Origin of the sequence: Rhodococcus pseudokoreensis (assembly GCF_017068395.1) — a bacterium.
Classification (GTDB): domain Bacteria; phylum Actinomycetota; class Actinomycetes; order Mycobacteriales; family Mycobacteriaceae; genus Rhodococcus_F; species Rhodococcus_F pseudokoreensis.
Genome location: NZ_CP070619.1, coordinates 3,415,390 through 3,441,008, shown reverse-complemented (window position 1 = coordinate 3,441,008; position 25,619 = coordinate 3,415,390). Strand labels below are relative to the sequence as shown.

General features: G+C 67.6%; 21 protein-coding genes. 15 read left to right on the top strand and 6 right to left on the bottom strand.

The annotated features are described in order from the left end of the window. Positions 1–47 precede the first annotated feature (47 nt). A complete protein-coding gene (locus JWS13_RS20800) occupies positions 48–737 on the top strand; it encodes a ZIP family metal transporter (RefSeq protein WP_206007308.1) in 690 nt (229 codons plus the stop codon). A 6-nt stretch (positions 738–743) separates the two neighbouring features. Here JWS13_RS20800 and ald read toward each other — a convergent pair whose 3' ends face one another. Both ald and JWS13_RS20790 read right to left on the bottom strand, forming a co-directional pair. Next, positions 744–1,850, bottom strand: a complete 1,107-nt coding sequence (gene ald, locus JWS13_RS20795) for an alanine dehydrogenase (RefSeq protein ID WP_206007307.1) — start codon at positions 1,848–1,850, stop codon at positions 744–746. Positions 1,851–2,063: 213 nt separating this feature from the next. Beyond that, entirely contained in the window at positions 2,064–3,671 is a 1,608-nt protein-coding gene (locus JWS13_RS20790) for a PucR family transcriptional regulator (protein ID WP_206007306.1), read from the bottom strand. Positions 3,672–3,810: 139 nt separating this feature from the next. Between JWS13_RS20790 and JWS13_RS20785 the strand changes: the two genes are divergently transcribed. The 3 genes from JWS13_RS20785 (at position 3,811) to JWS13_RS20775 (ending at position 10,160) form a co-directional block, all read left to right on the top strand. Continuing rightward, entirely contained in the window at positions 3,811–5,355 is a 1,545-nt protein-coding gene (locus tag JWS13_RS20785) for a CoA-acylating methylmalonate-semialdehyde dehydrogenase (protein WP_241032258.1), read from the top strand. 20 nt (positions 5,356–5,375) lie between these two features. Further along, positions 5,376–6,764 carry an aspartate aminotransferase family protein gene (locus JWS13_RS20780; RefSeq protein ID WP_206007305.1) on the top strand — a complete coding sequence of 463 codons (1,389 nt, stop codon included), beginning with the start codon at positions 5,376–5,378 and terminating at the stop codon, positions 6,762–6,764. A gap of 129 nt (positions 6,765–6,893) precedes the next feature. Further along, positions 6,894–10,160, top strand: a complete 3,267-nt coding sequence (locus tag JWS13_RS20775) for an NAD-glutamate dehydrogenase domain-containing protein (protein WP_206007304.1) — start codon at positions 6,894–6,896, stop codon at positions 10,158–10,160. A gap of 77 nt (positions 10,161–10,237) precedes the next feature. Here the strand turns inward: JWS13_RS20775 and JWS13_RS20770 are convergent, their stop codons facing one another. Further along, positions 10,238–11,731: an APC family permease gene (locus JWS13_RS20770; protein ID WP_206007303.1), complete on the bottom strand. Its 1,494-nt coding sequence runs from the start codon at positions 11,729–11,731 to the stop codon at positions 10,238–10,240. A gap of 253 nt (positions 11,732–11,984) precedes the next feature. Here JWS13_RS20770 and JWS13_RS20765 point away from each other — a divergent pair, with 253 nt between their 5' ends. Further along, positions 11,985–12,446, top strand: coding sequence for an Lrp/AsnC family transcriptional regulator (locus tag JWS13_RS20765; RefSeq protein WP_160095411.1), 462 nt, complete (start codon positions 11,985–11,987; stop codon positions 12,444–12,446). 2 nt (positions 12,447–12,448) lie between these two features. Here JWS13_RS20765 and JWS13_RS20760 read toward each other — a convergent pair whose 3' ends face one another. After that, complete coding sequence (locus JWS13_RS20760; protein WP_206007302.1) at positions 12,449–13,975, bottom strand: gamma-aminobutyraldehyde dehydrogenase; 1,527 nt, start codon at positions 13,973–13,975, stop codon at positions 12,449–12,451. Positions 13,976–14,265: 290 nt separating this feature from the next. Between JWS13_RS20760 and JWS13_RS20755 the strand changes: the two genes are divergently transcribed. The 6 genes from JWS13_RS20755 (at position 14,266) to JWS13_RS20730 (ending at position 21,051) form a co-directional block, all read left to right on the top strand. Continuing rightward, the gene (locus JWS13_RS20755) at positions 14,266–15,645 is read left to right on the top strand and encodes an aspartate aminotransferase family protein (protein WP_206007301.1); all 1,380 of its coding nucleotides are present in this window, start codon (positions 14,266–14,268) and stop codon (positions 15,643–15,645) included. A gap of 321 nt (positions 15,646–15,966) precedes the next feature. Beyond that, the gene (locus JWS13_RS20750) at positions 15,967–16,803 is read left to right on the top strand and encodes a polysaccharide deacetylase family protein (protein ID WP_206007300.1); all 837 of its coding nucleotides are present in this window, start codon (positions 15,967–15,969) and stop codon (positions 16,801–16,803) included. Next, positions 16,800–18,305 (top strand): C45 family autoproteolytic acyltransferase/hydrolase, encoded by a 1,506-nt coding sequence (locus tag JWS13_RS20745; protein WP_206007299.1) that lies wholly within the window; start codon positions 16,800–16,802, stop codon positions 18,303–18,305. Before JWS13_RS20750 ends, JWS13_RS20745 begins: the two co-directional genes overlap by 4 nt. Next, positions 18,302–19,072: an SDR family NAD(P)-dependent oxidoreductase gene (locus JWS13_RS20740; RefSeq protein ID WP_206007298.1), complete on the top strand. Its 771-nt coding sequence runs from the start codon at positions 18,302–18,304 to the stop codon at positions 19,070–19,072. The genes JWS13_RS20745 and JWS13_RS20740 overlap by 4 nt, the downstream gene beginning before the upstream one ends. A gap of 19 nt (positions 19,073–19,091) precedes the next feature. After that, positions 19,092–20,117: an aromatic ring-hydroxylating oxygenase subunit alpha gene (locus tag JWS13_RS20735; RefSeq protein ID WP_206007297.1), complete on the top strand. Its 1,026-nt coding sequence runs from the start codon at positions 19,092–19,094 to the stop codon at positions 20,115–20,117. After that, the gene (locus JWS13_RS20730; RefSeq protein ID WP_206007296.1) at positions 20,098–21,051 is read left to right on the top strand and encodes a PDR/VanB family oxidoreductase; all 954 of its coding nucleotides are present in this window, start codon (positions 20,098–20,100) and stop codon (positions 21,049–21,051) included. Before JWS13_RS20735 ends, JWS13_RS20730 begins: the two co-directional genes overlap by 20 nt. A gap of 21 nt (positions 21,052–21,072) precedes the next feature. On the opposite strand, the gene JWS13_RS20725 is transcribed toward JWS13_RS20730, so the two are convergent. Next, on the bottom strand, positions 21,073–21,693 hold the full coding sequence (locus JWS13_RS20725) for a 5-oxoprolinase subunit B family protein (protein ID WP_206007295.1): 621 nt from the start codon (positions 21,691–21,693) through the stop codon (positions 21,073–21,075). Continuing rightward, a complete protein-coding gene (locus JWS13_RS20720) occupies positions 21,693–22,451 on the bottom strand; it encodes a LamB/YcsF family protein (protein WP_206007294.1) in 759 nt (252 codons plus the stop codon). The genes JWS13_RS20725 and JWS13_RS20720 overlap by 1 nt, the downstream gene beginning before the upstream one ends. A gap of 129 nt (positions 22,452–22,580) precedes the next feature. On the opposite strand from JWS13_RS20720, the gene JWS13_RS20715 reads away from it, so the two are divergent. From JWS13_RS20715 to JWS13_RS20700, 4 genes are read left to right on the top strand one after another with little or no spacing between them, the layout of a single operon-like run. After that, on the top strand, positions 22,581–23,753 hold the full coding sequence (locus JWS13_RS20715; RefSeq protein WP_206007293.1) for a PPE domain-containing protein: 1,173 nt from the start codon (positions 22,581–22,583) through the stop codon (positions 23,751–23,753). Continuing rightward, the gene (locus JWS13_RS20710; protein WP_206007292.1) at positions 23,750–24,511 is read left to right on the top strand and encodes an ESX secretion-associated protein EspG; all 762 of its coding nucleotides are present in this window, start codon (positions 23,750–23,752) and stop codon (positions 24,509–24,511) included. The genes JWS13_RS20715 and JWS13_RS20710 overlap by 4 nt, the downstream gene beginning before the upstream one ends. 53 nt (positions 24,512–24,564) lie before the next feature. After that, positions 24,565–24,978, top strand: coding sequence for a hypothetical protein (locus tag JWS13_RS20705; protein ID WP_206007291.1), 414 nt, complete (start codon positions 24,565–24,567; stop codon positions 24,976–24,978). 38 nt (positions 24,979–25,016) lie between these two features. Next, entirely contained in the window at positions 25,017–25,511 is a 495-nt protein-coding gene (locus JWS13_RS20700; protein WP_206007290.1) for a DUF3558 domain-containing protein, read from the top strand. Positions 25,512–25,619 lie beyond the last annotated feature (108 nt).

Here is a 25,619-nt window from a genome sequence, read left to right as displayed (position 1 = left end):
CGTCCGATTGTCCCGCATCCACGCGTCGTCTGGATACGCTCTCGACCATGTTGACCGCGACTCTGTACGGCCTCGGCACGGCCGTACCCCTGCTGATCGGTGCCGTCATCGGCCTCCGCTACGACCTGCCGCGGCCGGTCCTCGCGGCACTCATGGCGTTCGGTGCGGGAACGATGGTGGCCGCCGTGTCCACCGAACTGTTCCAGCCCGCGTTCGAGACCGAAGGGATCTGGACGGCAGGCGCGGCCCTGTTCGCGGGGGCACTCGTCTACGTGGTCGCCGACCGGCTCATCGAGAAGAAACTCGGTGCCGGCGCCCTCGGCTGGGCGTTGATGCTCGGCGCACTGCTCGACGGCATCCCCGAGAACACCGCCCTCGGCGTGACGATCAGCAGCGCAGGCGGGGTCGTGCTGCTCGTCGCCGTCGCGGTCGGAAACGTGCCCGAGGCGGTCGCGGGCGCGGCGTCCATGCGGTCACAGCCGCACTTCAGCCGCGGTCGCGCCCTGTCGGTGTGGGTGGCCACCGCCGTTCTGCTGGTGCTGGTGGTGATCGGTGCCGACGCCGTGTCCGACACCATCTCCGACGGCACCATCGCGACCATCCAGGCGTTCGCCGGTGGTGCGACCATCGCCGTGCTCGCGGACTCGCTGATGCCCGAGGCCTACCGGGAAGGAGGGTGGTGGGTCGGGCTGTCCACCGCGCTCGGGTTCCTCGTCGCGTTCGGGCTCGGCGCCTAGCCTTGCTCAGGCGGGCAGTGTTGCGACCGGGTAGCCGTGCGCGGCAGCGACTTCGGTGGACAACAGCTTGCCGTCGTGGGTGGACAGTCCCTCGGCGAGGCCGGGGACGGTGGCGGTGGCTTCCTTCCAGCCCTTGTCGGCGAGGGCGACGACGTACGGCAGGGTCGCGTTGGTGAGGGCGTAGGTGGAGGTGCGGGGGACGGCGCCGGGCATGTTGGCGACGCAGTAGAACACCGAGTCGTGGACCTGGTACGTGGGTTCGGCGTGGGTGGTGGGCTTCGAGTCCTCGAAGCAGCCGCCCTGGTCGATGGCGATGTCGACGAGCACCGAACCGGGCTTCATCCGCGAGACCAGGTTGTTGGAGACGAGTGTGGGGGCCTTGGCGCCGGGGACGAGGACGGCGCCGATGACCAGGTCGGCGTCGAGGACGGCCTGCTCGAGTTCGAGGGTGTTGGAGGTGATGGTCTTGACCTGGCCGTGGTACTGGGCGTCGATTTCGCGGAGGCGCGCGATGGACAGGTCGAGGACGGTGACGTCGGCGTGCATGCCGTAGGCGACGGCGATGGCGTTCTTGCCGGAGACGCCGGCGCCGATGACGACGACCTTGGCGGGGCGTACGCCGGGGACGCCGCCCATGAGGACGCCGCGGCCGCCGCCCTGGCGCATGAGGTGGTAGGCGCCGGCTTGCGGGGCGAGGCGTCCGGCGACCTCGCTCATCGGGGCCAACAGGGGCAGGGACCCGTCGGCGCCGACGACGGTTTCGTAGGCGATGGAGGTGGTCTTCGACGCCAGCAGTGCGTCGGTGCAGTCCTTGGATGCGGCGAGGTGCAGGTAGGTGAACAGGACCTGGTCCTGGCGCAGTCGGGCGTATTCCTCGGCGATGGGTTCCTTGACCTTGAGCAGCAGGTCGGTGCTCTCCCAGACCTGGTCGGCGGTCGAGAGGATCTGGGCGCCTGCGGCTTTGAAGTCCGCGTCGGCGAAGGATGATCCGACGCCGGCACCGGCTTCGATGATCACGTCGTGGCCGCGGCCGACGAGTTCGTGGACACCGGCGGGGCTGATGGCCACGCGGTATTCGTGGTTCTTGATTTCGCGGGGGATGCCGATCTTCATGAGAGCTCCGTGCTGTTGGAAATTCGATTGGTAGGTGCCAATAGTGAAGAAAGCGATCATTCATGCCAACAGTTCTGAAGATAATTCTCAAAATTGCCGCCACGGCATGCGACAATTCGAACGCGGCCGTACCGGGGACGTTCTCGTCGAACGATGTTCGGCCAGTGGCTCCGCCCCGTGAGTACTTATTAACGTCGGGCGGTTAATAAGTACTCACGGGCGGCGGAGCTGCAGGATCAGCATCGCCGTGTGCAGCGACGTCCGGGACTCGGCGTCGTCGAGGTCGACACCGAGCAGGCGCTCGATCGTGGCCAGCTTCGCGTAGAGCGTGGGTCGGGAGAGGTGGAGCCGCTTCGCGAGTTCCGTCTTGTTGCCGCCGACTTCGAGGAAGCTTTGCAGGACGTCGACGCTGTCGCCGCCGTGACGCGCCCGATGCTCCAGCAAGCCGCGGAGTTCGGTTTCGGCGAACGCCTGCACCCGCGGATCGGTCCGGATGAGGGCGAGGAGCCCGCGCAACCGGATGTCGGCTGCCCGGTGAAAGGCCTTGTCGTCCGGTGGCAACGACAGCGCGACGTCGGCGATGTGCGCGGATTCCGTGAGGCCGCCCGCGGCGTCCAGTAGTCGGGTCGATTCGGGGCCGACGCCGATCGTGCAGTGCAGGACGCCGTCGAGTCGGGTGAGTGCGGCGCGGATCGCCCGACAGAGTTCGGGCAGCGCACCGGGTGCGGACGCCGGCGGATGGGACAGGAGCAGGTCGATCTGCCCGGCCCGGGTGTTCGCGGTCAGTGCCGTCTGCCGCGACGTCCGGACCGCGTGACGCACGGCGTCGAGCATGGTGACGCGGCGTCGTTGCGCCAGAACCTGGTCGGCGCTTGCGGTTTCGCTTACCCGGACCGTCATCGGCAGGTAGGTCAGTGCAGGCCGGAGACCGAGTGCGTGGGCGCGTGCGGTCGCCTCCGCCTCGTCCTGGATGCGTCCGCGGCGGAGTTCGTCGATGAGCCCGCTCTGGGCCTGCTGCTCGAGCGCGGTCCGGTCCTGTTCGACCATGCGATGCAGTGCGAGCGCCTGGGCCGCGCGTTCGAGGGTCATCCGCGCGCGACCTTCCGCGGCGACGGGGCGGGGGGCGACGAGTCGTCCCCATTCCTGACGATGTGCGCCGACGGGCGTCGTCGTCCACGACTCGGGACCGTCGACCGCGGTCTGATGCGACACGGGCGTGAGCCGCGACCGGCGTTCCCACTCGGCGAGAAGGTCCGCCGTCGCGATGCCCTGCGCCGCGAACGCCAGCACCTGCCGGTTGAGGTCTTCGAGCACGATCGGGGCGCCGAGCATGCCGGCGGCGGCGTCGACGATCTCGCCGAGCGACGCCCGCTTCATGCTGAGGTCGGTGAAGACCTCGTGGGCGTGCCGTGCGAACGCGACCTCCTCGTACTGCTCCGCGACGATCGACCGGTGCACTGCCTCGGTGACCTCGACGAACTTGATCTGACGGTGCAGCGCGATCACGGGAAATGACAGTCGGTCGGCCGCGCGTGCCACCCCGTCCGGGACGGTGTCGACATGGACACCCAGTTCGACGACGAGTCCCGCCGCGCCCGCAGCGGCCAGTCCTTCCAGGTATTCCACGCTCGACGAGTCGTCCGCGAGGGGTTGCCCGGTGGTGAGGACGAGTTCGCTGCCCTGGAGGAGGTTCGACAGGTCGGGTAGATCGCTGACGTGCACCCACCGCACCGGCCGGTCGAGTGGTCCGCCGCCGATCACCTCCGGCGTTCCGGCCTGGACGACCGGGAGCGCCAGGATGTCTACGATCGTGGGCAGCATTTACGCAGTGTAAATCAGAAGGCGGATTGCTATACAGATCGTCGGGGTCTGGGGGCTGGTTCACGGACCAGAGTGGAGGCATCACGCGATCCGTGCGGATCGCCCCGGTATCCGCTCTCTCGGTAAGGACACCCATTTCATGACACACAGCGACGGCGCCGCGCAGACCCGAACGATCTCGCACTCCGGCGAAGGCCGGATCATCTCGCACTGGTTCGACAACAAGAGCTTCGCCGGCACGAGCGGGAACACCGCACCGGTCACCAACCCCGCGACCGGTGCCGTCACCGGTGAGGTCGCGTTGGCCAGTGTCGGGGACGCCCGCGCGGTCATCGACTCGGCTGCGGCGGCGTTCCCCGGATGGCGTGACACCTCCCTCGCCAAGCGGACACAGATCATCTTCAAGTTCCGGGAACTGCTCAACGAGCGCAAGGGTGAGCTCGCCGAGATCATCACCTCTGAGCACGGCAAGGTTGTCTCGGACGCCCTTGGTGAGGTGTCCCGCGGCCAGGAGGTCGTCGAATTCGCCTGTGGCATTGCGCACCTGCTCAAGGGCGGCATGACCGAAAACGCGTCGACGAACGTGGACGTGCATTCGATCCGCCAGCCCGTGGGCCCGGTCGCGATCATCTCCCCCTTCAACTTCCCCGCGATGGTCCCGATGTGGTTCTTCCCCGTCGCCATCGCCGCCGGCAACACGGTGGTGTTGAAGCCCTCGGAGAAGGACCCGACCGCCGCCATCTGGATGGCCGAACTCTGGGCCGAAGCCGGACTGCCCGCGGGTGTGTTCAACGTCCTGCAGGGTGACAAAACCTCCGTCGACGAACTTCTCACCAACCCCGCCGTCAAGGCCATCAGCTTCGTGGGATCCACCCCGATCGCCCAGTACGTGTACGCCACCGGTACCGCCCACGGCAAGCGCGTCCAGGCCTTGGGTGGGGCGAAGAACCACGCCATCGTCCTCCCGGACGCCGACCTGGATCTGGCGGCCGACGCCATGGTCAACGCCGGTTTCGGCTCCGCCGGTGAACGCTGCATGGCCATCTCCGCGCTGGTTGCGGTCGGGGACATCGCCGACGAGTTGGTCGCGAAGATCGAAGAGCGCACCAACACGTTGAAGATCGGCGACGGCACCAGGGACTCCGATATGGGACCGCTGGTGACGAAGGTGCACCGCGACAAGGTCGCCTCCTACATCGACGCCGGCGAGGCGGCCGGCGCCACCATCGTCGTGGACGGCCGGACCGTGCAGCCCGACGGTGGGGCGGACGGGTTCTGGCTCGGACCGACCCTGATCGACCACGTCACCACCGACATGTCCGTCTACACCGACGAGATCTTCGGACCCGTCCTGTCCGTGATCCGCGTCGAGAGTTACGACGAGGCCCTGGAACTCATCAACTCCGGCCCGTTCGGCAACGGCACCGCCATCTTCACCAACGACGGCGGCGCGGCCCGGCGGTTCCAGAACGAGGTCGAGGTCGGCATGGTCGGCATCAACGTCCCCATCCCCGTCCCGACGGCGTACTACTCCTTCGGTGGCTGGAAGAACTCGCTATTCGGCGACACCCACGCGCACGGCGCCGAGGGTGTGCACTTCTTCACCCGCGGCAAGGTCGTCACCAGTCGCTGGCTCGACCCGAGCCACGGTGGCATCAACCTCGGCTTCCCCCAGAACAACTGAGCAGGAAAGGACCCACGGTCATGACGACGACAGTCTCCCAGGAACTCCTGCCCACCGGTCAGCCCCTCGACGCGGCCCGTGCCGAGGGTGAGCGCACCTACGCGCTCGACCGCGCGCACGTGTTCCACTCGTGGTCCGCGCAGGAGCAGATCACACCGATGACGATCCTCGCGTCCGAGGGTTCATACGTGTGGGACGGTGCCGGGAACCGCATGCTGGACTTCTCGTCCCAGCTGGTCAACACGAACATCGGGCACCAGCACCCCAAAGTCGTTGCCGCCATTCAGGACCAGGCCGCGAAGCTGTGCACCATCGCACCTCAGTACGCGAACGACGCCCGCTCCGAGGCCGCGCGGCTGATCGCCGAACGGACGCCGGGCGATCTGAACAAGGTGTTCTTCACCAACGGTGGCGCCGACGCCAACGAGCACGCCGTGCGGATGGCCCGCCTGCACACCGGCCGGTACAAGGTGCTCTCCCGCTACCGCTCGTACCACGGTGGCACGGACACCGCGATCAACCTCACCGGAGATCCGCGCCGCTGGCCCAACGACTACGGCAACAGCGGAGTTGTCCACTTCCACGGACCGTTCCTGTACCGCTCGCAGTTCCACTCGGAGAACGAGCAGCAGGAAACCGAGCGCGCGCTCGAGCACCTCGATCAGTTGATCCGTCTCGAGGGGCCGAACTCGATCGCGGCGATCGTGCTCGAATCGGTTCCCGGAACCGCGGGGATCATGGTGCCCCCGCCCGGCTACATGGCGGGCGTCCGCGAGATCTGCGACCGCTACGGCATCGTGTTCATCGCCGACGAGGTGATGTCGGGGTTCGGCCGGACCGGAAAGTGGTTCGCGATCGACCATTTCGGCGTCGTACCCGACCTGATCACGTTCGCGAAGGGCGTCAACTCCGGTTACGTTCCGCTCGGCGGTGTCGCGATCAGCGAGAAGATCGCGGCGACGTTCGCGAACCGGCCGTATCCGGGCGGACTCACCTACTCGGGACATCCGCTGGCCACGGCCGCCGCGGTCGCGACGATCACTGCGATGGAGGACGAGCGGATCGTCGAGAACGCGGCCCGGATCGGTAGCGAGATTCTCGGTCCCGGACTGCGTGGCCTCGCCGACCGGCACCCGTCGATCGGTGAAGTCCGCGGGCTCGGCGTGTTCTGGGCGATCGAACTCGTCGCCGACCGTGCCACGAAGGAACCGCTCGCCCCGTACGGTGCGTCCAGTCCGGCGATGAACGAGGTGATCGCGGCGTGCAAGGCAAGTGGACTGCTGCCCTTCGCCAACTTCAACCGCATTCACGCGGTGCCGCCGTGCACCGTCACCGAGGCCGAGGTCCGTGAGGGTCTTGCGATCCTCGACTCGGTTCTCGACATCGCGGACGCACACCGCAACTCCTGACACACCCCGTCCGACGACACACCCGTGTCCCGACACTCGATCCGTCCCGCGGTCAATGGCGCCCGCGGGGCGGATCTTTCTCATTTCCACGACAACCACTCGGCGCCCGGATCTCAACGGAGAGAATCTATGAGCTCGATTACGTCCACGCTCGCCCCGTCCTTGCCGGAAGGCTATGTCGAAGAACGGGATCGGCCGCCGGTTCCCGACGTCGCCATCCTCGACCGATTGACCGCTGACGCCTTCGACCTGCACGTCGACACCGCCGGAACCGGTGAGAATCCGCAGTTCCGGGTCACGCTCTACAGTGGCGGCTCGACCGTGTCGCTCGAGCGGGTGCTCCGCCTTCTCGGAAGTCTCGACCTCGAGGTCGACGACCAGCGGACGTCCGTATTCCGCCGCGCCGACGGTCTGGTGTGCCGGCTCTACGACTTCCGGGTGTCCGCGGGACCGCTCGTCGCGTCCGCGATGGCCGCGGGGTCCGTCGAACCCGAGGCCGTCGTGGAGACGTTTCGGGCGATGTGGTCGGGCCGGGCGGAGGCGGATCGGTTCAACGTGCTGGTGCTGGCCGCCGGCCTGGACTGGCGGGAGGTCGTGCTCGTGCGCGCCTACGCACGCTTTCTGCGGCAGAGTGCTCTGCCCTACGACCAGGGCCGGATCGAGGCGGTGCTGCTGTCGCGCCCGGAGTTCGCGTCTGCGCTCGTGGGTCTGTTCCACGCGCACTTCGATCCGCGCGGGCATTCCACCGACGACGTCGAAACCCGCCGAGCCACGGTCGAATCACTGCTCGAGGAGGTCGAGGGCCTCGACGCCGACCGGATCCTGCGCGCGTACGTGAATCTCGTCTCGGCGACGACCCGCACCAACTTCTATCGAGACGGAGCGCTCGGTCCGGCGCGGCCCCAGCTGTCGCTGAAATTCCGCTCCGGCGAGATCGACGAGCTTCCGCGGCCGCGGCCGTTCTACGAGGTCTTCGTGTATTCACCGGACATGGAGGGTGTGCACCTGCGATACGGACCCGTCTCGCGCGGTGGCCTCCGCTGGTCCGACCGACCCGACGACTACCGCACCGAGATCCTCGGACTCGTCAAGGCGCAGGCGGTGAAGAACGCCGTGATCGTGCCCGCGGGCGCCAAGGGCGGTTTCGTCGTGCGCAATCCGTCGTCCACCGGCCTGGACTGCTACCGGCAGTTCATCTCCGGTTTGCTCGACGTCACCGACAACCGTTCGGACACAGCCGAATCGGTGCACCCGGACCGCGTCGTCTGCCGCGACGGCGACGACCCCTACCTGGTGGTGGCGGCGGACAAGGGCACGGCCACGTTCTCCGATGCCGCCAACGAGGTGGCCCGGAAATACGACTTCTGGCTCGGGGACGCGTTCGCGTCCGGCGGTTCGGTCGGCTACGACCACAAGAAGATGGGCATCACCGCGAAGGGCGCCTGGGTGAGCGTCACCCGGCATCTGGCCGAACTCGGAATCGACGTCGACGGTGACCCGTTCACGGTGGCGGGGATCGGTGACATGAGTGGCGACGTGTTCGGAAACGCCATGCTGGCGACGTCGGGCATCGGCCTGGTCGCCGCGTTCGACCACCGGCACATCTTCGTCGATCCCGCTCCCGGCCGCGAGCAGGCCTGGCAGGAACGCCGCCGGTTGTTCGAGCTGCCGAGGTCGTCGTGGGCCGACTACGACCGGGCCCTCATCAGTGAGGGCGGGGGTGTGTGGTCGCGGGAGAGCAAGTCGATTCCGGTGAGCAGCCAGATGCGGGTTGCGCTCGGACTGGCGCCGTCGGTGACGACGTTGACGCCGCCGGAGATGATCCGCGCCATCCTCGCCGCCCCGGTGGATCTGCTGTTCAACGGCGGCGTCGGGACGTACGTCAAGGCCTCGTCGGAGTCGCACACGGACGCGGGCGACAAGGCGAACGACAACGTCCGGATCGACGCCGGCCGGCTGCGTGCACGGGCCGTCGCCGAGGGCGGCAACCTGGGCCTGACCGCACTCGCCCGCATCGAATTCGCCCGCACGGGTGGACGCGTCAACACGGACGCACTGGACAACTCGGCCGGCGTGGACTGCTCGGACCACGAGGTGAACATCAAGATCCTGCTCGACTCGCTGCCGGTCGACCGGCGGCTCGACCCGGTCCGGCGCTCGGACCTGCTCGGGACGCTCACCGACGACGTGTCGGAACTCGTCCTCGCGAACAATCGAGCACAGAACCGGGTTCTCGGCGACGCCCGGTCGAACGCCCACCGGATGGTGGACGTGCACGCACGGATGGTGAACGATCTGGTCGACAAACGCGGTCTGGACCGCGAACTGGAGGCGCTGCCGACCGCCGACGGCTTCACCGAACTGTCGGAGGCGGGGCTTGGGCTGACCTCACCGGAACTCGCGACGGTCCTCGCGCACGCCAAGCTGGATCTGAAAGCGGAACTGGAGGATTCGGACGTCTTCACCGACGGGTACTTCTCCGGACGGCTCGGCGGGTATTTCCCGGCCGCATTGCGCTCCGTCCTCCCCGTCGACGCGCACCCCCTCCGCCAGGAAATCCTGGCCACCGAGATCGTGAACGACATCTTCGCCCGCGGCGGGCTCACCTACGCGCACCGGTTGCGCGAAGAGACCGGGGTCGGGCCCGCGGATGTGGTGCGCGCGTTCGTCATCACGTCGGAAGTGTTCGGGCTCGCGGAACTCTGGTCCGACATCGCCGCGGCGAAATTGCCGCCGGCGACGGAGTACGAATTGGTCGTCGAGGCCCGCAGGTTGCTCGACCGGGCGTCGCGGTGGTTCCTCGCCAACCGGCGTCAGCCGCTGTCGGTGGACGCCGAGATCGACGACTTCCGGCGCGCCGTCCACACGCATTCCGGTGACGTCGGCGGATGGTTGCGCGGCGCGGAGGCGCTGGCGATGGAGGAGTCGCGGCGCATTTACGACGAGGCGGGCGTCGAGACGTCCATCGCCCGTCGTATCGCGGACGGTCTCTACCGGTTCAGCCTGCTCGACATCGCCGACGTCGCCCGCGAACTGGACCACGACGTCGCGGAGGTGGCGCCGCTCTATTTCGCGCTTTCCGATCACCTCGGTGTGGATCGGTGGCTGATCAAGGTGTCGGCGCTTCCGCGGGGTGAACGGTGGCACACGCTCGCCCGGGTGGCGCTGCGTGACGACCTGTACCGCTCCGTCCGGCTCCTGACCCGCGACGTGTTGTCTTCGGGCGAACCCGGGGATTCGGCGGACTCCCGGATTCTGCTGTGGGAGAGCACGAATCGGGCGCGGATCGAGCGTGCTCGACGGACGCTGGGCGAGATCGACGCCGCGTCCACCCACGACCTCGCGTCGCTGTCGGTCGCGGCGCGCCACGTGCGGTCCATGGCGGACGGGCACTGATTCCACACACAAAAGGGGCGAATGTACCTCTCGGCGCTGTCATCGCGTCGAGAGGTACATTCGCCCGGGTGGGGGTCTTACAGGGTGCGTGCCGGATCGGCGGTGGGGGCGTCGTCCTCGTCGTCGGGCACGAAATCGGCCTCGACGGCGGACGCCGGTTCCTTCCAGACCCACGGCTGACCGTCCTGCACGACGCGCCGGTAGGCGTACAGCACGATCGACAGTGACAGGACGAAGACTCCGACGATCAGTTCCTTCGTACTGCCGTAGCCGGTGATGGAGGCACTGAGAGCGCCGACGACGACCATGATCGTGTCGACGACCACGAGGACACCGGCGATGTACACCCACTGCTTGCCGAGCTTGATGGGGCGATGGGCGTCCGGTTCGTCGCGGCGCAGGTTGAGGAAGCCGGTCAGCGACAGGATGTGGCAGATGAGGTAGCCGACGATGCCGGCGACGATGACGGCGAGGGCCTCGCCGACGAACAGGATCAGGACGACGTTGACGAGCAGATCCAGCGACATCGCGCGTCCCGGAACCTTGAAGCGGTTGAGCTCACCGAGTTGCTTGACGGTGAGCCCCTCCCGGGCGCTGCCGTGGAGGACGCGTCCGCCGTCGGCGGTGGTCATCACCATCAAGAGGACGAGGCCGGCGATGAGGCAGATCGCCATCACGATGTCGCCGCCGGGGAACAGGCTCTCGAACACGGTCAGGTAGAAGGAGACGGGGTTCTCGGCGACGTCCGCCTGGTCGACGAGTCCGCCGACGCCGAACGGGACGAGGATGTAGACGGCGATGACGAAGAAACCGGCCAGTCGCAATGCAATTCGGCTGTCCCGGATGGTGTCGCGGAACTCCGGCACGAATGAAGCGACCGCCTCGATGCCGTAGACCGACCAGGCGAGGACGAACATCCAGGCGATCGCGGTGCGCCAGCCCGCTTCACCGCTGGCGGCGATGTCCCAGTGCAGGTTGCTCATCGACCAGCTGTCGGACAGGAGCGGAGCGGCAGCGAAGACGACGATCGGGACGAGGACGAGGGCGCCGGTCGCGTACATCAGCCACATCGCGGGACGCATCCCGAGGACGTTCAGTCCCCAGCCCATGAACAGCACGCCCAGCGCGATGACGTGGGGTAGTCCGATGGTGGCCAGGCCCGTGGAGAACGTCCACGTCTGTTCGGGGAACCACTCGGCCTGGACCAGTTTCCCGATCTGCAGGCCGTAGATGGCCAGCGAACTGGACCACGAGAACCAGTAGCCGTACGTCGCGAGCGGACCGACGAGGGTCGAGCGGGTCCGCCAGCCCTGATGGGCGTACATGGAGATGCCGCCGACCTTGTCGACGAACATGCTGGCCATCTCGGAGTAGATGAAATTCTGCAGGCACGCCAGGACGGCGACGGCGCCGAGGAGGACGAGCGTCGTCCAGGCGCCGATCAGGCCGATTGCGTAGCCCATGCCGACGAACAGTGCGGCCGGGATGGAGAGGCTGATGGTGAAGCCGTCCCACCACCGCAGGTTCTTCTCATAGGTGTGGTCGTCGGCGAAGGAATCGTGCAAGCTCACGGGATTCTCCAGTTCTGGGCCTTGTCGGCGCAGTGTGTGTATTCAGAATGCGGCCCTCGGCGACTCGAGTCGAGTGGGGTGGAGGCCGACGGGCCGCCGCAAGTATGTGATTCAAGACACTAACACCGCGCAATGCGTCGCACAAGACGAAATTGTCCTCGCAATGCGTATTCACCGGTGTTTAACATCCACGAAATGCAGCCATTTGTGCCCGCAACGCCACTGATCTCGTCGTTCTGGATAGAGTCGGTCCATGTCTCAGCACACTCTGGACGAACTGGACCGCGCGATCCTGCGGCAACTCGAGGACGACGGGCGGCGGGCGTTCCGGGAAATCGCCCGCAACCTGGGCTCGTCCGAGGCGACGGTACGGGCCCGCGTGAAGCGTCTGCAGGACCTGAACATCCTGCGCATCGTCGCGTTCGCCGATCCCGAACGGCTCGGCGACTCCCAACTGGCTCTCGTGTTCCTGACCGTCGACCCAGCCAGGCACCAGGCCGTCGTGGACACGCTGACCGAGATGCCCGAGATCACGTACGTCTCGACGCTGCTGGGGCGGAGCGACATCTGCGCCGAGGTCGGCAGCGCCAACAACGCCGAACTGTGGGCCTTTCTCAATCAGCACGTCAGCGCCATCGAGGGCGTGCGCACCACGGAGACCATCTCGATCTGCAAAGTGCACAAGTTGCGGTACGGCACGCCCTCGAAGGAGTAGTCCTACTGCGCCGCGCCGAACACCGTGCGGTGCCACGCTTTCCGTGACACACCGGTGATGTCGCTCATGACGTGCTTGACGGTCAGGTACTCCTCGAACGAGTACGTCGACATGTCCTTGCCGAAGCCGGACGCGCCGACCCCGCCGTGCGGCATCTCGCTGATGATCGGGATGTGATCGTTGATCCACACGCATCCCGCGTCGATCTCCCGTGATGCGCGCTGCGCGCGGTACAGGTTTTTCGTCCATGCCGACGCGGCGAGACCGTAGTCGGTGTCGTTGGCGCGGCGGATCGCGTCGTCGTCGCCTGAATGGCGGCTCACGGTGAGCACCGGTCCGAACACCTCGTCGCGATACACCTCCGCGTCTTCGGTGACGTCGGCGATCAGGGTGGGGAGATAGAACGCTCCGGGCAGGTCGGGGGCGGATCCGCCCGTCACGATCCGGAAGCCGGCGGCGCGGGCGCGCTGCACCATGCCGTCGACCCGGTCGCGATGCGCGAGCGTGATCAGCGATCCGAGGTCGGTGTCCGGGTCGTAGGGATCGCCCACCACCACCCGCTCCATCAGTGCGGCCACACCGGCGACGAAGTCGTCGTACAGCGAGTCCGCCACGATCGCGCGGGTCGCCGCGGTGCAGTCCTGGCCGCCGTTGATCAGCGACGCCGCCACCGCGCCGTGCACGGCCGCCTCGAGATCGGCGTCCTCGAACACGACGAACGGGGCCTTGCCGCCCAGCTCGAGCTGCACGCGGGTGCCGTTCGTGGACGCCTGCGCCATCACCGTGCGGCCCACGGCGGTCGACCCGGTGAAGGTCAGCACGTCGATTCCGCGGTGTCCGGCGAGCGCGGCGCCCACCTCGGCGCCGGTGCCCGTCACCACGTTGAACACGCCGTCGGGCAGCCCGGATTCGGTGGCCAGCCGGGCGAGACGCAGCGTCGTGAGGGGAGTGAGCTCGCTCGGTTTGAGGACGACCGTGCACCCGGCGGCCAGTGCCGGGATCACCTTCCACACCGCCATCTGCAGCGGATAGTTCCACGGCGTGATCGACCCGACGACCCCGACGGCCTCACGCCGGATGCTCGATGTGTGATTGGGGGAGTACTCCGCCGAGGCCTTGCCCTCGAGATTGCGGGAGGCTCCGGCGAAGAAGTCGATGTTGTCGATGCTGCCCGGGACGTCGAACTCGCGAGCGAGCCGGATCGCCTTGCCGGTCTGCGCGACTTCTTCGCGGGCAAACAGTTCCGCGTCGCGCTCGAGTGCACGGGCAAGGGTGGTGAGGACTGCCGCTCGCTCGGCCGGGGCGGCACCCGACCAGCTGGGGAAGGCGGCACGCGCCGACCGGACGGCGGCGTCGACGTCCCCCGCGGTCGCGAGGGTCAGCGTCGTGACGGGGGTGCCCGTCGCCGGATCGATGATCCGGTGGACGGCACCCGAGCCCTCGGCCGGGCATCCGGAGATCCAGCAGCCGGGCACGGTGGGCGGCAGGTCGAGCGAGGTGGACGGCGGAAAAGGGACCGAGACGGTCATGAGATCACTCCAAGACGGGGGCGACGAAAAGGTGCACCCACAGTAGAAGAGCGCACCCGTGTTGGCTACCCGCTGCCACGAATTCAGTCAAAGAACCCCGATATTTTCTGCGCATTGCGTCAACATTTATCCCGTAACTACTTGAATTCGTCGGCTCGAGGCGTCACGATTGACGCATGCCGGATCGGACCTCGGCGTTCGACGACCTGTCGAGGCGATCGTCCCGGATTCGGCCACTGAAGCTGGACCGGTCCGAATTCGACTGAACCGAAACACAATTGAGGACTACGATGACTGCAGTCACCGAAAGAACCACCACCGGACTCGAACGCTCGGCCGCGCGCCACCTGTGGGGGCATTTCTCCCGGCACGGGGAGAACATCACCCCGCCGATCATCACCCGCGGCGACGGCGCCCGGATCTTCGACTCCACCGGGAAGAGTTACCTCGACGGGCTGTCCGGGCTGTTCGTCGTCCAGGCCGGGCACGGCCGCCTAGAGCTCGCCGAGGCCGCCGCCAAGCAGGCCGAACAACTCGCCTTCTTCCCACTCTGGTCCTACGCCACCGAACCGGCCATCGAACTCGCCGAACGCCTCGCCGGCTACGCCCCCGGCGATCTGAACCGGGTGTTCTTCACCACCGGCGGCGGCGAGGCCGTCGAAAGCGCCTGGAAACTGGCCAAACAGTACTTCAAACGGGTCGGCAAACCCGGCAAACACAAGGTCATCTCCCGCTCCATCGCCTACCACGGCACCCCCCAGGGCGCGCTGGCGATCACCGGCATCCCCGCGTTGAAGGCCCCGTTCGAACCGCTGACCCCCGGCGCGTTCCGGGTCCCGAACACCAACCTCTACCGCGCCCCCGACCCCCTCGGCGCCGATCCGAAGGCGTTCGGGATCTGGGCCGCCGACCGGATCGCCGAGGCCATCGAATTCGAGGGACCCGACACCGTCGCCGCCGTCTTCCTCGAACCGGTGCAGAACGCCGGCGGCTGCTTCCCGCCGCCGCCCGGCTACTTCGAACGGGTCCGGCAGATCTGCGACGACTACGACGTGCTGCTGGTCTCGGACGAGGTGATCTGCGCGTTCGGGCGGATCGGGTCGATGTTCGCGTGCGAGGACTTCGGGTACGTCCCCGACATCATCACCTGCGCCAAGGGCCTGACGTCGGGGTACTCGCCGATCGGGGCGATGATCGCCTCCGACCGGTTGTTCGCACCGTTCGCGGACGGGACGTCGATGTTCGCGCACGGCTACACCTTCGGCGGCCACCCGGTCTCCGCCGCGGTCGCATTGGCGAACCTGGACATCTTCGAACGCGAAGGCCTGAACGCGCACGTCGCCGAGCAGGCGCCGGCGTTCCGGGCCACCCTCGACAAACTCACCGATCTGCCGATGGTCGGGGACGTACGCGGGGAGGGCTTCTTCTACGGCATCGAACTGGTCAAGGACAAGGCCACGAAGGAGTCGTTCAGCGATGAGGAGGCCGAGCGGATCCTGCACGGGTTCCTCTCCACCGCCCTGTTCGACGCCGGCCTGTACTGCCGGGCCGACGACCGCGGCGACCCGGTCATCCAGCTCGCACCCCCGTTGATCTGCGGGCAAACCGAATTCGACGAGATCGAAACCATCCTCCGCAATGTCCTCACCGAAGCCTGGACCCTGCTGTAACGCACCAGGTTCCACGCCGGAAGGCGGCACCTCGACAATGGCGTCGAGGTGCCGCCTTCGTGTTGTCCGGTGCGCAGCCCGGCTGCCTATGCGGCGCTGCGGGACGGTGAACCGCAGAGTGGCGACTGACGCTGCGCAATGCGCAGCAGGGACGACGGAGTTCGACGCAAAGTTTTAGCAATTCTAGGGTTGTGTGCCGGTTTGCGTGCTGTTAATGTGGTCTGCAACACGCAAAGCGTTGAATCAATCGCCATTGGATGCCGAAATGCGCAGCATCGGGTCCCACCCGCCGCCGAAGCGGCGCAATCAGAGGAGCGTGTCTTGACGATTCAGGACTTTCCCACCGCAGACTGGCCGGGCGGCAAGGCCGCCGCAGTGTCGCTGACCTTCGACGTCGACGCGGAGGCCGGCTGGCTCGGGGAGGGCGACGAGTACGCACGCCGTCTGACCATCCTGTCCGAGGGTCGCTACGGCGTCACGCGCGGAGTGCCGCGCATCCTCGACCTGCTCGGCCGCTACGACATCCCGGCCACGTTCTTCGTCCCGGGGCATACCGCGCAGCACCATCCCGCGATGGTGGAGAGCCTGCTGGACGCGGGGCACGAGATCGGCCACCACGGACACCTGCACCTGCGCAGTGACAAGGTCAGCGAGCAGCAGCAGATCGACGAGATCGACAGGGGCCTCGAAGCTCTCGAGCGGCTCGGCGTCCCGCGGCCGCGGGGATACCGCTCCACGTCCTGGGAACTCACCCCCGAGACATTCGGACTGCTCGTCGACCGCGGATTCCTCTACGACTCCAGTTGTATGGGCGACGACCGCCCGTACGTCGAGTCGTGGGACGGCCTCGAGATCCTCGAACTGCCCGTCCACTGGTCGCTCGACGACTGGCCGCGCTTCGGCTGGAACATCGACGGCGGTGGCAACGTCGCCGACCCCGAAGAGTTGCGTCGTTGCTGGACAGCCGAATTCGAGTCGGCCCGCGCCGAACGCAGGCACACCAGCTTCACCATGCATCCCGAGGTCATCGGACGCCCCTACCGGCTCGCCCAATTCGAGCAGGTGGTGGCGCACATGGCCGAATCCGCCGACGTGTGGTTCGCCCGCCTCGACGAGGTCGCCGAACTGGTGTCGCCGCGGCTGCGGGTGGCGTCGTGACCCGCCGGTTCCGGTCCACCCAGGCCCGGCCGTGGGATCGTGGACACGAATTCGGCAGCACCCACGCGGAACAGGTCGGTGCGTCCGTGGCGGCGTACCAGCGGTTGTTCGACCGCGCCGCCGGTTCGGTGGTCGACCTCGACCACTGGGGGACTCTCGCCCTCGAGCGGATCACGGCGGCCGCACCCGCACTGGCCGAAGAGATCGCCGGCATCGCGGACGGCTCCGGTCTGCCGGTGACCGCGGTCGCCGCGATCAATGCCCGCACCGAAGTGCTTGCGGCGGTGGGCTCGGCCACGCCGAGCGAGTGCTCGACGGTCGTCCGGCTCCGGAACGGGGCGCCGCCGGTTTCCGTCCAGGCATGGGACTGGTTCGCCGAACTCGCCGACCTGTGGCTCGTCTGGGAGATCCCGCACGACGACGGTCACCTGACCACCACCGTCACCGAATACGGCATCGTCGGCAAGATCGGCGTCAACGACCGCGGCCTCGGCGTGCACTTCAACATCCTCCACCACACCGGGGACGGAAACGGGATCGGCGTCCCGGTGCACGTGCTCGCCCGTGCCGTGCTCGACGAGTCGCGCGACCTCAACCACGCGCTCGTCCGGCTCGCCCAGGCGGAGGTGTCCGCGTCGACGTCGCTGACACTCGTCGCGAGCACCGGCGGTGAATCCGCCGCCGTGAGCGTCGAACTCAACCCCGGCGGGATCGGGTATGCCCTGCCGGACCCCGACGGCCTCCTCGTCCACACCAACCATTTCCTCAGCAGCCCGGCGAACCTGCACGACAAGGAACTCCGAGACGGACCGGACACCGTGATCCGGTTCGACATGCTCCGCCGTCGACTGGCCGGCAGACCGGACGTCGACGCACCCGCGGTTGTCGAGGCGATGACGTCGCACCTGCTCGGCGGCGGAGCGACGTGCTGCCACGTCGACCCCACCCTGCCGGAGTCGACACGCTTCGAAACCCTCGCCACCGTCTCGCTCGACGTCGAGAACGGCACCCTGACCGCCCATTCCGGTGGTCCCTGCACCATTCCCGCCGATTTCGCGGCACCGACCAAGGAGAACATTGTGCTGAAACTGAAGCGCATCGACAACATGGACATCCTCACGCGCGATGTCGACGCCCTGGTGGAGTTCTACCACGGCGTCCTCGGGCTCCCCTTCCACCTTCCGTACGAGAAGGACGAGGAGTGGGCGGCGATCGACATGGGCAACGTCACGCTGTACATCTTCAAATCCGAAGTGGGCGAACATGCGCCGCGCCGCACCGCGGTCAACCCCGACAACGCGCCCGGCTACGACTCGATTGCGTTCGAGGTCGACAGCCTCGACGAGGCCGTGGCCGCGCTCGACGGGCGGGTCGAATGGGTCGACGAACGGATCCAGTGGAAGCATCCCAGCGGCACCTGGTACCAGTACCGCCCGTTCTTCGACCCCGACGGCAACATGCTGTACGTCACCGAGCCGCACATCGTGGGGGCCGGGGCATGAGTCTCACCGCGATTCCGGGTGACCGGCTGGACGACCGCGTCGCACTGGTCACCGGCGCCGCCCGGGGAATGGGCGCCGCACACGCGTGCACCCTCGCGGCCCGCGGCGCCGACCTGATCGTCGCGGATCTCGACGCCGCGGAACTGTCGGCGGTCGCCAAGGAGATCCGCGACAGCACCGGCCGCCGCGTCGAATGCCTCGAACTGGACGTCACCGCGCCGGACGCGGGTGAGCGAGTCGTCGCCGTCGCGAACGACAACTTCGGTCGCCTCGACATCCTCGTCCACAACGCCGGCATCATGCACGACTGGAAGACCCTCGGCGACACACCCGTCGAGAACCTGCGGCCCTACCTGGATGTCAACGTCCTCGGGCCGTACGCCGTCACCCGGGCCGCCGCGCCGCTCCTCGCCCGCAGCGAGGCGCCGCGCGTCATCTTCATCTCCTCGCAGTGGGGGCAGGTGCCGGACGGCCACTCCTACGGCTACATGGTGTCCAAGACCGCGCAACTCGGGCTGATGAAGGCCCTTGCCTCCGAACTCGTCTCGCAGAAGATCCTCGTCAACGCCGTCGCCCCGGGCGCGATCCACACCCGGATGGTCCCCGACGACGTCTACGCCGAAGAACTCGCCGCCGTCCCCCTCGGCCGTCTCGGCGACGCCCACGAAATCGCCGCGGCCGTCGCCTTCCTCGCCTCCGACGGAGCCGCCTTCATCACCGGTCAGACCCTCGCGGTCAACGGTGGAGCGCTCGTCGTCGGCGCCTGAACTCCCCGAAAGGACCCTCGTGACCACCTCGATCCCCACCCCGACCAAACGTGAACTGGCCGAAGCGTCGATGCGTCGCTCCTGGTTCCCCGTCGCACGCCTCTGCGACCTCGACAAGCCCCAGACGGCCACACTTCTCGGCGTCAACCTGGTGATCTACCGCGACGGCGAGGGGCGGGTCTCGGTGCAGTCCCGGCGCTGCCCGCACCGCGGCGGCGACCTGTCCATGGGTGAAGTGCACCGGAATTCGATCGGCTGCCCGTACCACGGCTGGGAGTTCTCCAGCACCGACGGCAGCTGCAGCCGCATCCCTTCCCTGGCGGATCAGGGCAAGATCCCGCCGCGCGCCTCGATCGCCACCTACCCCGCGGTCGAACGGTTCGGCCACGTCTGGACGGTGCTCGAGGACCCGATCCGCGACATGTACGAGATCGAGGAATGGCAGGGCCTCGACCTCGAATGGCTTGCCGCCGAACCCATCGACTCGTCTGTCGGGGTCGGGGTGACGATCGAGAACTTCCGCGACGTCGCACACTTCCCGTTCGTCCACAAGGTGTCGATGGGCCCGACTCCGGAGGTCGTCGAACCGCTGAGCGTCAACAGGGACGGCCTCGACGTCTGGATGGACCGGCCCCTCGACGCCGGCTCCGGCGACTGGGCCAACGACGGAAATTGCATGATGCGGTACCGCTGCTCCGCACCGGGTCTCGCGTCCATCACGTATCACTACGAGAAGCTGGGACGCCGCATCGTCGCCGGGTTCCCTTCGCCGATCGACTACGAGCACGTCAAGATCTTCTGGGGCGTCGCCAACGAGGTCGGCTACCGGGGCGCGGACCTCGAGGAATGCCTGCGCGTCGAGGAGATGGTGTACCTCGAGGACATCCCGATCGTCGAATTCATCGAACCCCGCGAAATCCCCTGGGATTCGGAGTTCCAGGAATTCTCCGTGCCTGCCGATCTGTTCACCCTCAACTACCGGCGCTCGTTCACCGAGCTGATGAACCGCGTCAAGGACGGCAGTCATGTCAACGAGTTCGTCTGATACGCACACCCTTCGGTTGCGCGTGGTCGTAGCCCGCCGAGAGGCCGAGTCGATCACCTCATACGAGTTCGCGCACCCGGACGGCGCCGCGCTGCCCGCCTGGGAGCCGGGCGCCCACGTCGACGTGCACCTGCCGTCGGGCACGATCCGGCAGTACTCGCTGTGCGGCGACCCGGCCGACACGTCCCGCTACCGCATCGCCGTCCTCGAACTGCCCGCAGGCCGGGGCGGTTCGGTGGAGGTCCATCGCGAACTGCGTCCCGGCCGGCTCATCGAGATCGGCAGGCCGCGCTCCAACTTCGCACTGGCAGAAGCGGACCGGTACGTCTTCGTCGCCGGCGGCATCGGCATCACCCCGATGCTGCCGATGATCCGCGAAGTGCAGCGGCGCGGTCGAACCTGGGAACTGGTGTACGGCGCGCGCACCGCCGAGCACTTCGCGTTCGTGAGCGAACTGGACCCGTCCGCGCTGCAGTTGGTGCCGCAGGACACGCACGGTCACCTCGATCTGGAGTCCGTCGTGGCGTCCTCGTCGGGGGCCGCGGTCTACTGTTGCGGGCCCACACCGCTCATGGATGCGCTGGTGGAACGGATGTCGCAGGCGGGTCGCGCCGGCGACCTCCACCTCGAACGGTTCGCCGCGGCCGCCCCCGCGGTCGAGTCGAGCGGAGAGTTCGAGGTCGAACTGGCGCGCAGCGAGAAGGTCGTCGCCGTGCGCCCCGACCAGACGGTGCTCGAAGCGGTCCGCGACGCCGGAATCGACCACCCGTCGTCCTGCGAGATGGGTATCTGCGGGTCCTGCGAGGTGAAGGTCCTCGGCGGCGACATCGACCACCGCGACGACCTCCTCACCGAAAGCGAACGCGCGCAGTGCAACAGCATGATGATCTGCGTGTCCCGGGCGAGGGGTGACCGCCTGGTCCTGGACCTGTGAGTACTTGTTAACCGCCCGACGTTAATAAGTACTCACGGGTGCGAAGCGCACCACCACACCGGGACGGAGCAGGGCAGGGGGAGTGCGCCCGGCATCCCAGATCGGTTCGTCCGTGGTCCCGATGAGCTGCCATCCGCCGGGCGAGGAGCGGGGATAGATTCCCGTGAACTCCCCTCCGAGCGCCACGGTCCCGGCGGGGACGGAGGTCCGGGGCGTCGCGCGACGCGGCACGTGCAATTCAGGTGCGCCGCCGGTGAGGTACCCGAAACCGGGGGCGAAACCGCAAAACGCCACCGTCCACGGCGTTCCGGTGTGTGCTTCGACGACGCCGTCGACTCCGAGACCGGTCAGCTCGGCCACGTCCTCGAGGTCGGGTCCGTCGTAGCGCACGGCGATCCGGACCTCCTCCGGGGCGTCCTCGGCGACAACCGCCGCCGGTTCCGTCGTCCGCACCCACTTGGCGACGCGGTCGCGGCTGGTCGCGCCGTGGTCGAACCGCACCAGAATGGTGCGTGCCGCCGGTGTCACCTCCCGGACACCGGGCGGCCGGGAGTCGTCCAGAGCGCGGAAGTGCGCGAGCACGGTGCCCTGATCCTCGAACTCGGCGAGGATCGCGCTTTCTCCGACGTCGAGGATGCGCATCACACGAACGGCTCCACCGTGACGCCCTCGGTGTCGAGCAACGACCGGATGGCGCTGGCCATCTCGACGGCGGCGGGGGTATCGCCGTGGACGCAGACGGATTCGGCGGTGACCGCGACGATGGTGCCGTCGACCGCTTCGAGGGTGTGATCGACGACGAGTCGACGGACCCGCTCCGCCACGACCGCCGGATCGTGCAGGACCGCGCCGTCCGTCCCGCGGGGCACCAGCGTTCCCTCTGGGGTGTACGCGCGGTCCGCGAATGCCTCGGTGACCGTCCGCAGTCCGGCCTTCTCGGCCTCCTCCAGGAACACCGAACCGGGCAGACCGAGAACCGGAAGCGTGTCGTCGTACGCGGTCACCGCCGCAACAACCGCGCGGGCCTGCTCGCGGTGATGCACTATCGCGTTGTACAGCGCGCCGTGCGGTTTCACGTACGCCACCGCGGACCCGGAAACCTGGGCGAGACCGTCGAGGGCGCCGATCTGGTAGACGACGTCGGCCGTCAGATCGCGCGGTGTGACGTCGATGAACCGGCGGCCGAACCCGGCGAGGTCGTGATAGCCGACCTGCGCGCCGATCCGGACCGTCAACTCGGACGCCGCGGAACAACACGCCAGCAGCGTCGCGGGATCGCCCGCATGGAAACCGCAGGCCACGTTGGCGCTGGTCACGAGCTTCAGCATCGCGACGTCGTCGCCGAGGGTCCAGGCGCCATAGCTCTCGCCGAGGTCGCTGTTCAGATCGATTGCCGGCACATATTCGATATTAGGGTTCCGAGGGCCGTCTTGTAGATTCTCTCGCGGGGGCGGGCGGAACCGGTGAGGGTCCTGCTGCGTCAGAACAATTGACCGTGTGTGGCGGACCGCGCCATCGGAGGGGGAAACGTGACCGACCCGGCATACATCAAGGATCCCGAGAACTTCCACTCGGACCAGTGGGACCACGCGCGGATCGCGAGCGCCGTCGCCGGCATGGACGTCGAGCACGTGAGCGGCATCGCGCGAGCCTGGACCGGCCTGGGGACGACGGCCCACGACGCGATCGTCGAGTTCAGCGACGCGATCAAGAAGACGATCGGCGAGAGCTGGCAGGGGGCTGCCGCGTCGGCGGCCTACGCCGAGACCGAGCGGTACTCGACGTCCGCGCCGGAGGCACGGGATCAACTCCACGGAGTGGCGGCGGCGCTGACCCCACTGGCGGAGACCGTCGCGTCGCTGCGGTCGCAGGTCCCCGAAACCATCGGCACCGGACTGTGGGACAAGCTGACGCCGTGGGACACGGACACCGAGGACGAGTACTACCGGCGCGAGGGCGAGGCGCGCGAGAAGATGGCCACGATCTACAACCCGGGGCTCGCGACTTCGGACGGCAACGTCCCGTCGTTCACGAGACCGGAGAGCATCGTCGATGTTCCTTCGGGTCCGTCCGCGCCGGGCGTCGACTACTCGAGCGGCACCCCCAGCTCGAGCGATCGCTTCGGGGGACCGAGCGCCGGCCAGCCGAATTCCGGAGCCGCACCCGACAGTGACGCATCCGCTTTGCCCGGTACTCCCGCAGCGGACGGCACTCAGCAGAATGCAGACACCGCACCGTCGTCGGCCACCGCACCGGCGGCGACGGCTCCGGCCTCGGTAACGGGTGATCAGGCAGCCCAGAGCCGATCGGCCGTGCCGCCGGGCGCCGATTCGTCCTCGGGCGTCGGCTCACGATCCGCGGGTGCGGGTGCGGGTGCGGGCGGGGGCGCCGGAGCAGGCGGACTCGGCGTCGGCGGGCTCGGAAGCGCGAGCGGAGTCGGCGCCGGAAGCCGGGCGGGGGCCGTAGCCCGGCCGGGCTCCATGCCGCCCGGGGTCGCGGGAGCTGCAGCTGGTGGTCGCACCGGCGCGGGGATGCGGGGCACCGGCCCGGGCGGCGGAATGATGGGCGGCGCCCCGGGGGCGGCCAAGGGTGGCGGCGAGGACAAGGAACACAAAACGCCCGACTACCTGATCACCCTCGACAACGGCAACGAACTGATCGGCAAGCTGCCCCTCGTCTCGCCGCCGGTGATCGGCGCATGAGCATGCGCAATTGGCGGTTGCGTCCCGAACTGTTCGACGCGCTGTGGGCCGGCACCGGGCAGGACCGCATCCCGTACCCGTTCCGGATCGTGAGCGCACATCCCGGGCTCAACGCCTATGTGGCAGAGCAGAACCGGATACGAGAAGCCTTCGCGGGAGCCGAGCACGACGACGTGAAGTCGGCGTTGGGTGTGCTCGCCGAGCCCGAGGTGTACGTCGAGATCTCCGGCTCCACCGCCGACGAGACCCCGATCCGCATCATCGGTGCGCAGCACCGGCAGTGGGTCGTGATTGCGTCACAACTCCCCGGCCGGGCACCGCGGATCGGCGGCGACGTCGTGATCGGCGCCGGGCAGGCCGGACGACTGGGCGCGCAACTGGTCGGCCTCATCCCGCAGAACGCCGCCGGCAGGCGCCGGTTCCAGCGACGCGACGAAGAAGACGCCCACTTCTCCCAGGGAATCCTGCAGGAGGTCAACCGGGCGGCTCCTGTCCCGCGACTCGAATCCGCCGTGCAGAAGGGATACGCCGGCCGCGGCAAGATCCGAGTCTTCCGCGGCCCCCGGTACGGCACCGGCCGCGACGTCGGCGTCATGCAGTGGATCGACATCGCCGGCGACGGCCGCTACCTGATCGGCCCGCACGATCCCGCCGCCGCACACCCGGCAGGTCCCGACCAGCTCGTATCCTCGCTCGACACCCTGATCAGGGTGGGTACGACTCCTCGGGCAGGCTCGGTCGGTGCCCGCGGTTGGTAGATTGCCACGCGCCGGCGATTGCACAGGTGGGGACACAGGGAGGGGACACGAACATGGCGGGGCCAGATGCACCGGAGGCCGGTTGGAAGGCTTTCACCGAAAACGTCGTCGGGGGCGGCCGGCTCGAACTCGACCCGGCCGGGATAGAGCAGTGCATCAAGCTTTGTGATGACCACGCGAAGGGGTGGGGAGACCTTGCGAGCCGGGCCCGCACAGAACTACGCGCGGTGGCCTTGGGAATCGGTGAGGCGGACATTGCGTCGGCAGCGGATATCGCTCGCAAGTTCGACGAGAAGGCTATTGGTGGCGAGGGAACTGATTTCGCAAACACTGCTGTGGGCCTATTCAGGGCTCACCAAACGTATGCATTGGACATGAAGTCAATGTTCGAAGCGGTCTTGCGACGATATATGGAGCAGGATTCCGCGAACGCGGCTGCCCTCGGCGCGACGGGGGGAATGGCGTGAGAAAGAGTCGGTACCGAGTTGTGGCGAGCGTCTGCGCTATGGCCTCGCTGGGTGCCATAGCGGCTGCCTGTACGACTGATACCGAAGGCGACGCTGTGCACGAAGACACGCCAGTCATCACGTACCAACCATGCGATGGAATTCCGGCGGATGCCGTTGCCCAGGCTCGAATCGACGCCCAAGCTCCAGTGCGTGAGAACGATAAGAACCCGACCTCGAATTCGTGTCGATATTTGGATCGCGACCTCTATTACGGTGTCGTGGTCTCAGCGCGTGCCGAGAGCTTCGAGGACATCGAGTCGAGCGGGCGATTTCGAGTCTTGAACGAGACCGAAATCGGCGGACGGCGAACGCTCGTCTCGGACTTCCATGGCGGTAGTGCGTGCACGGTGTCAGTGGACGTCGATCCGGGGGTTTTCGAGATCATGATCGGTTACAGCGAGTTGGAGGACTTCAGGACTGTCGATGCGGCGTGCGGTAGGGCCTTAGAGGTTGCAACTACTCTTTCACCGCACTTTCCCGACCACCTGTGATTCCTCGTGTCCGGCGCTTCTCATAGCTGTTCGTGATTGTGACGGGCGTCGGGCTCGCGCGCGGCAGTACGGAGCCGGTCGAGGGTCGGGCGGACTAGGCGACACTCT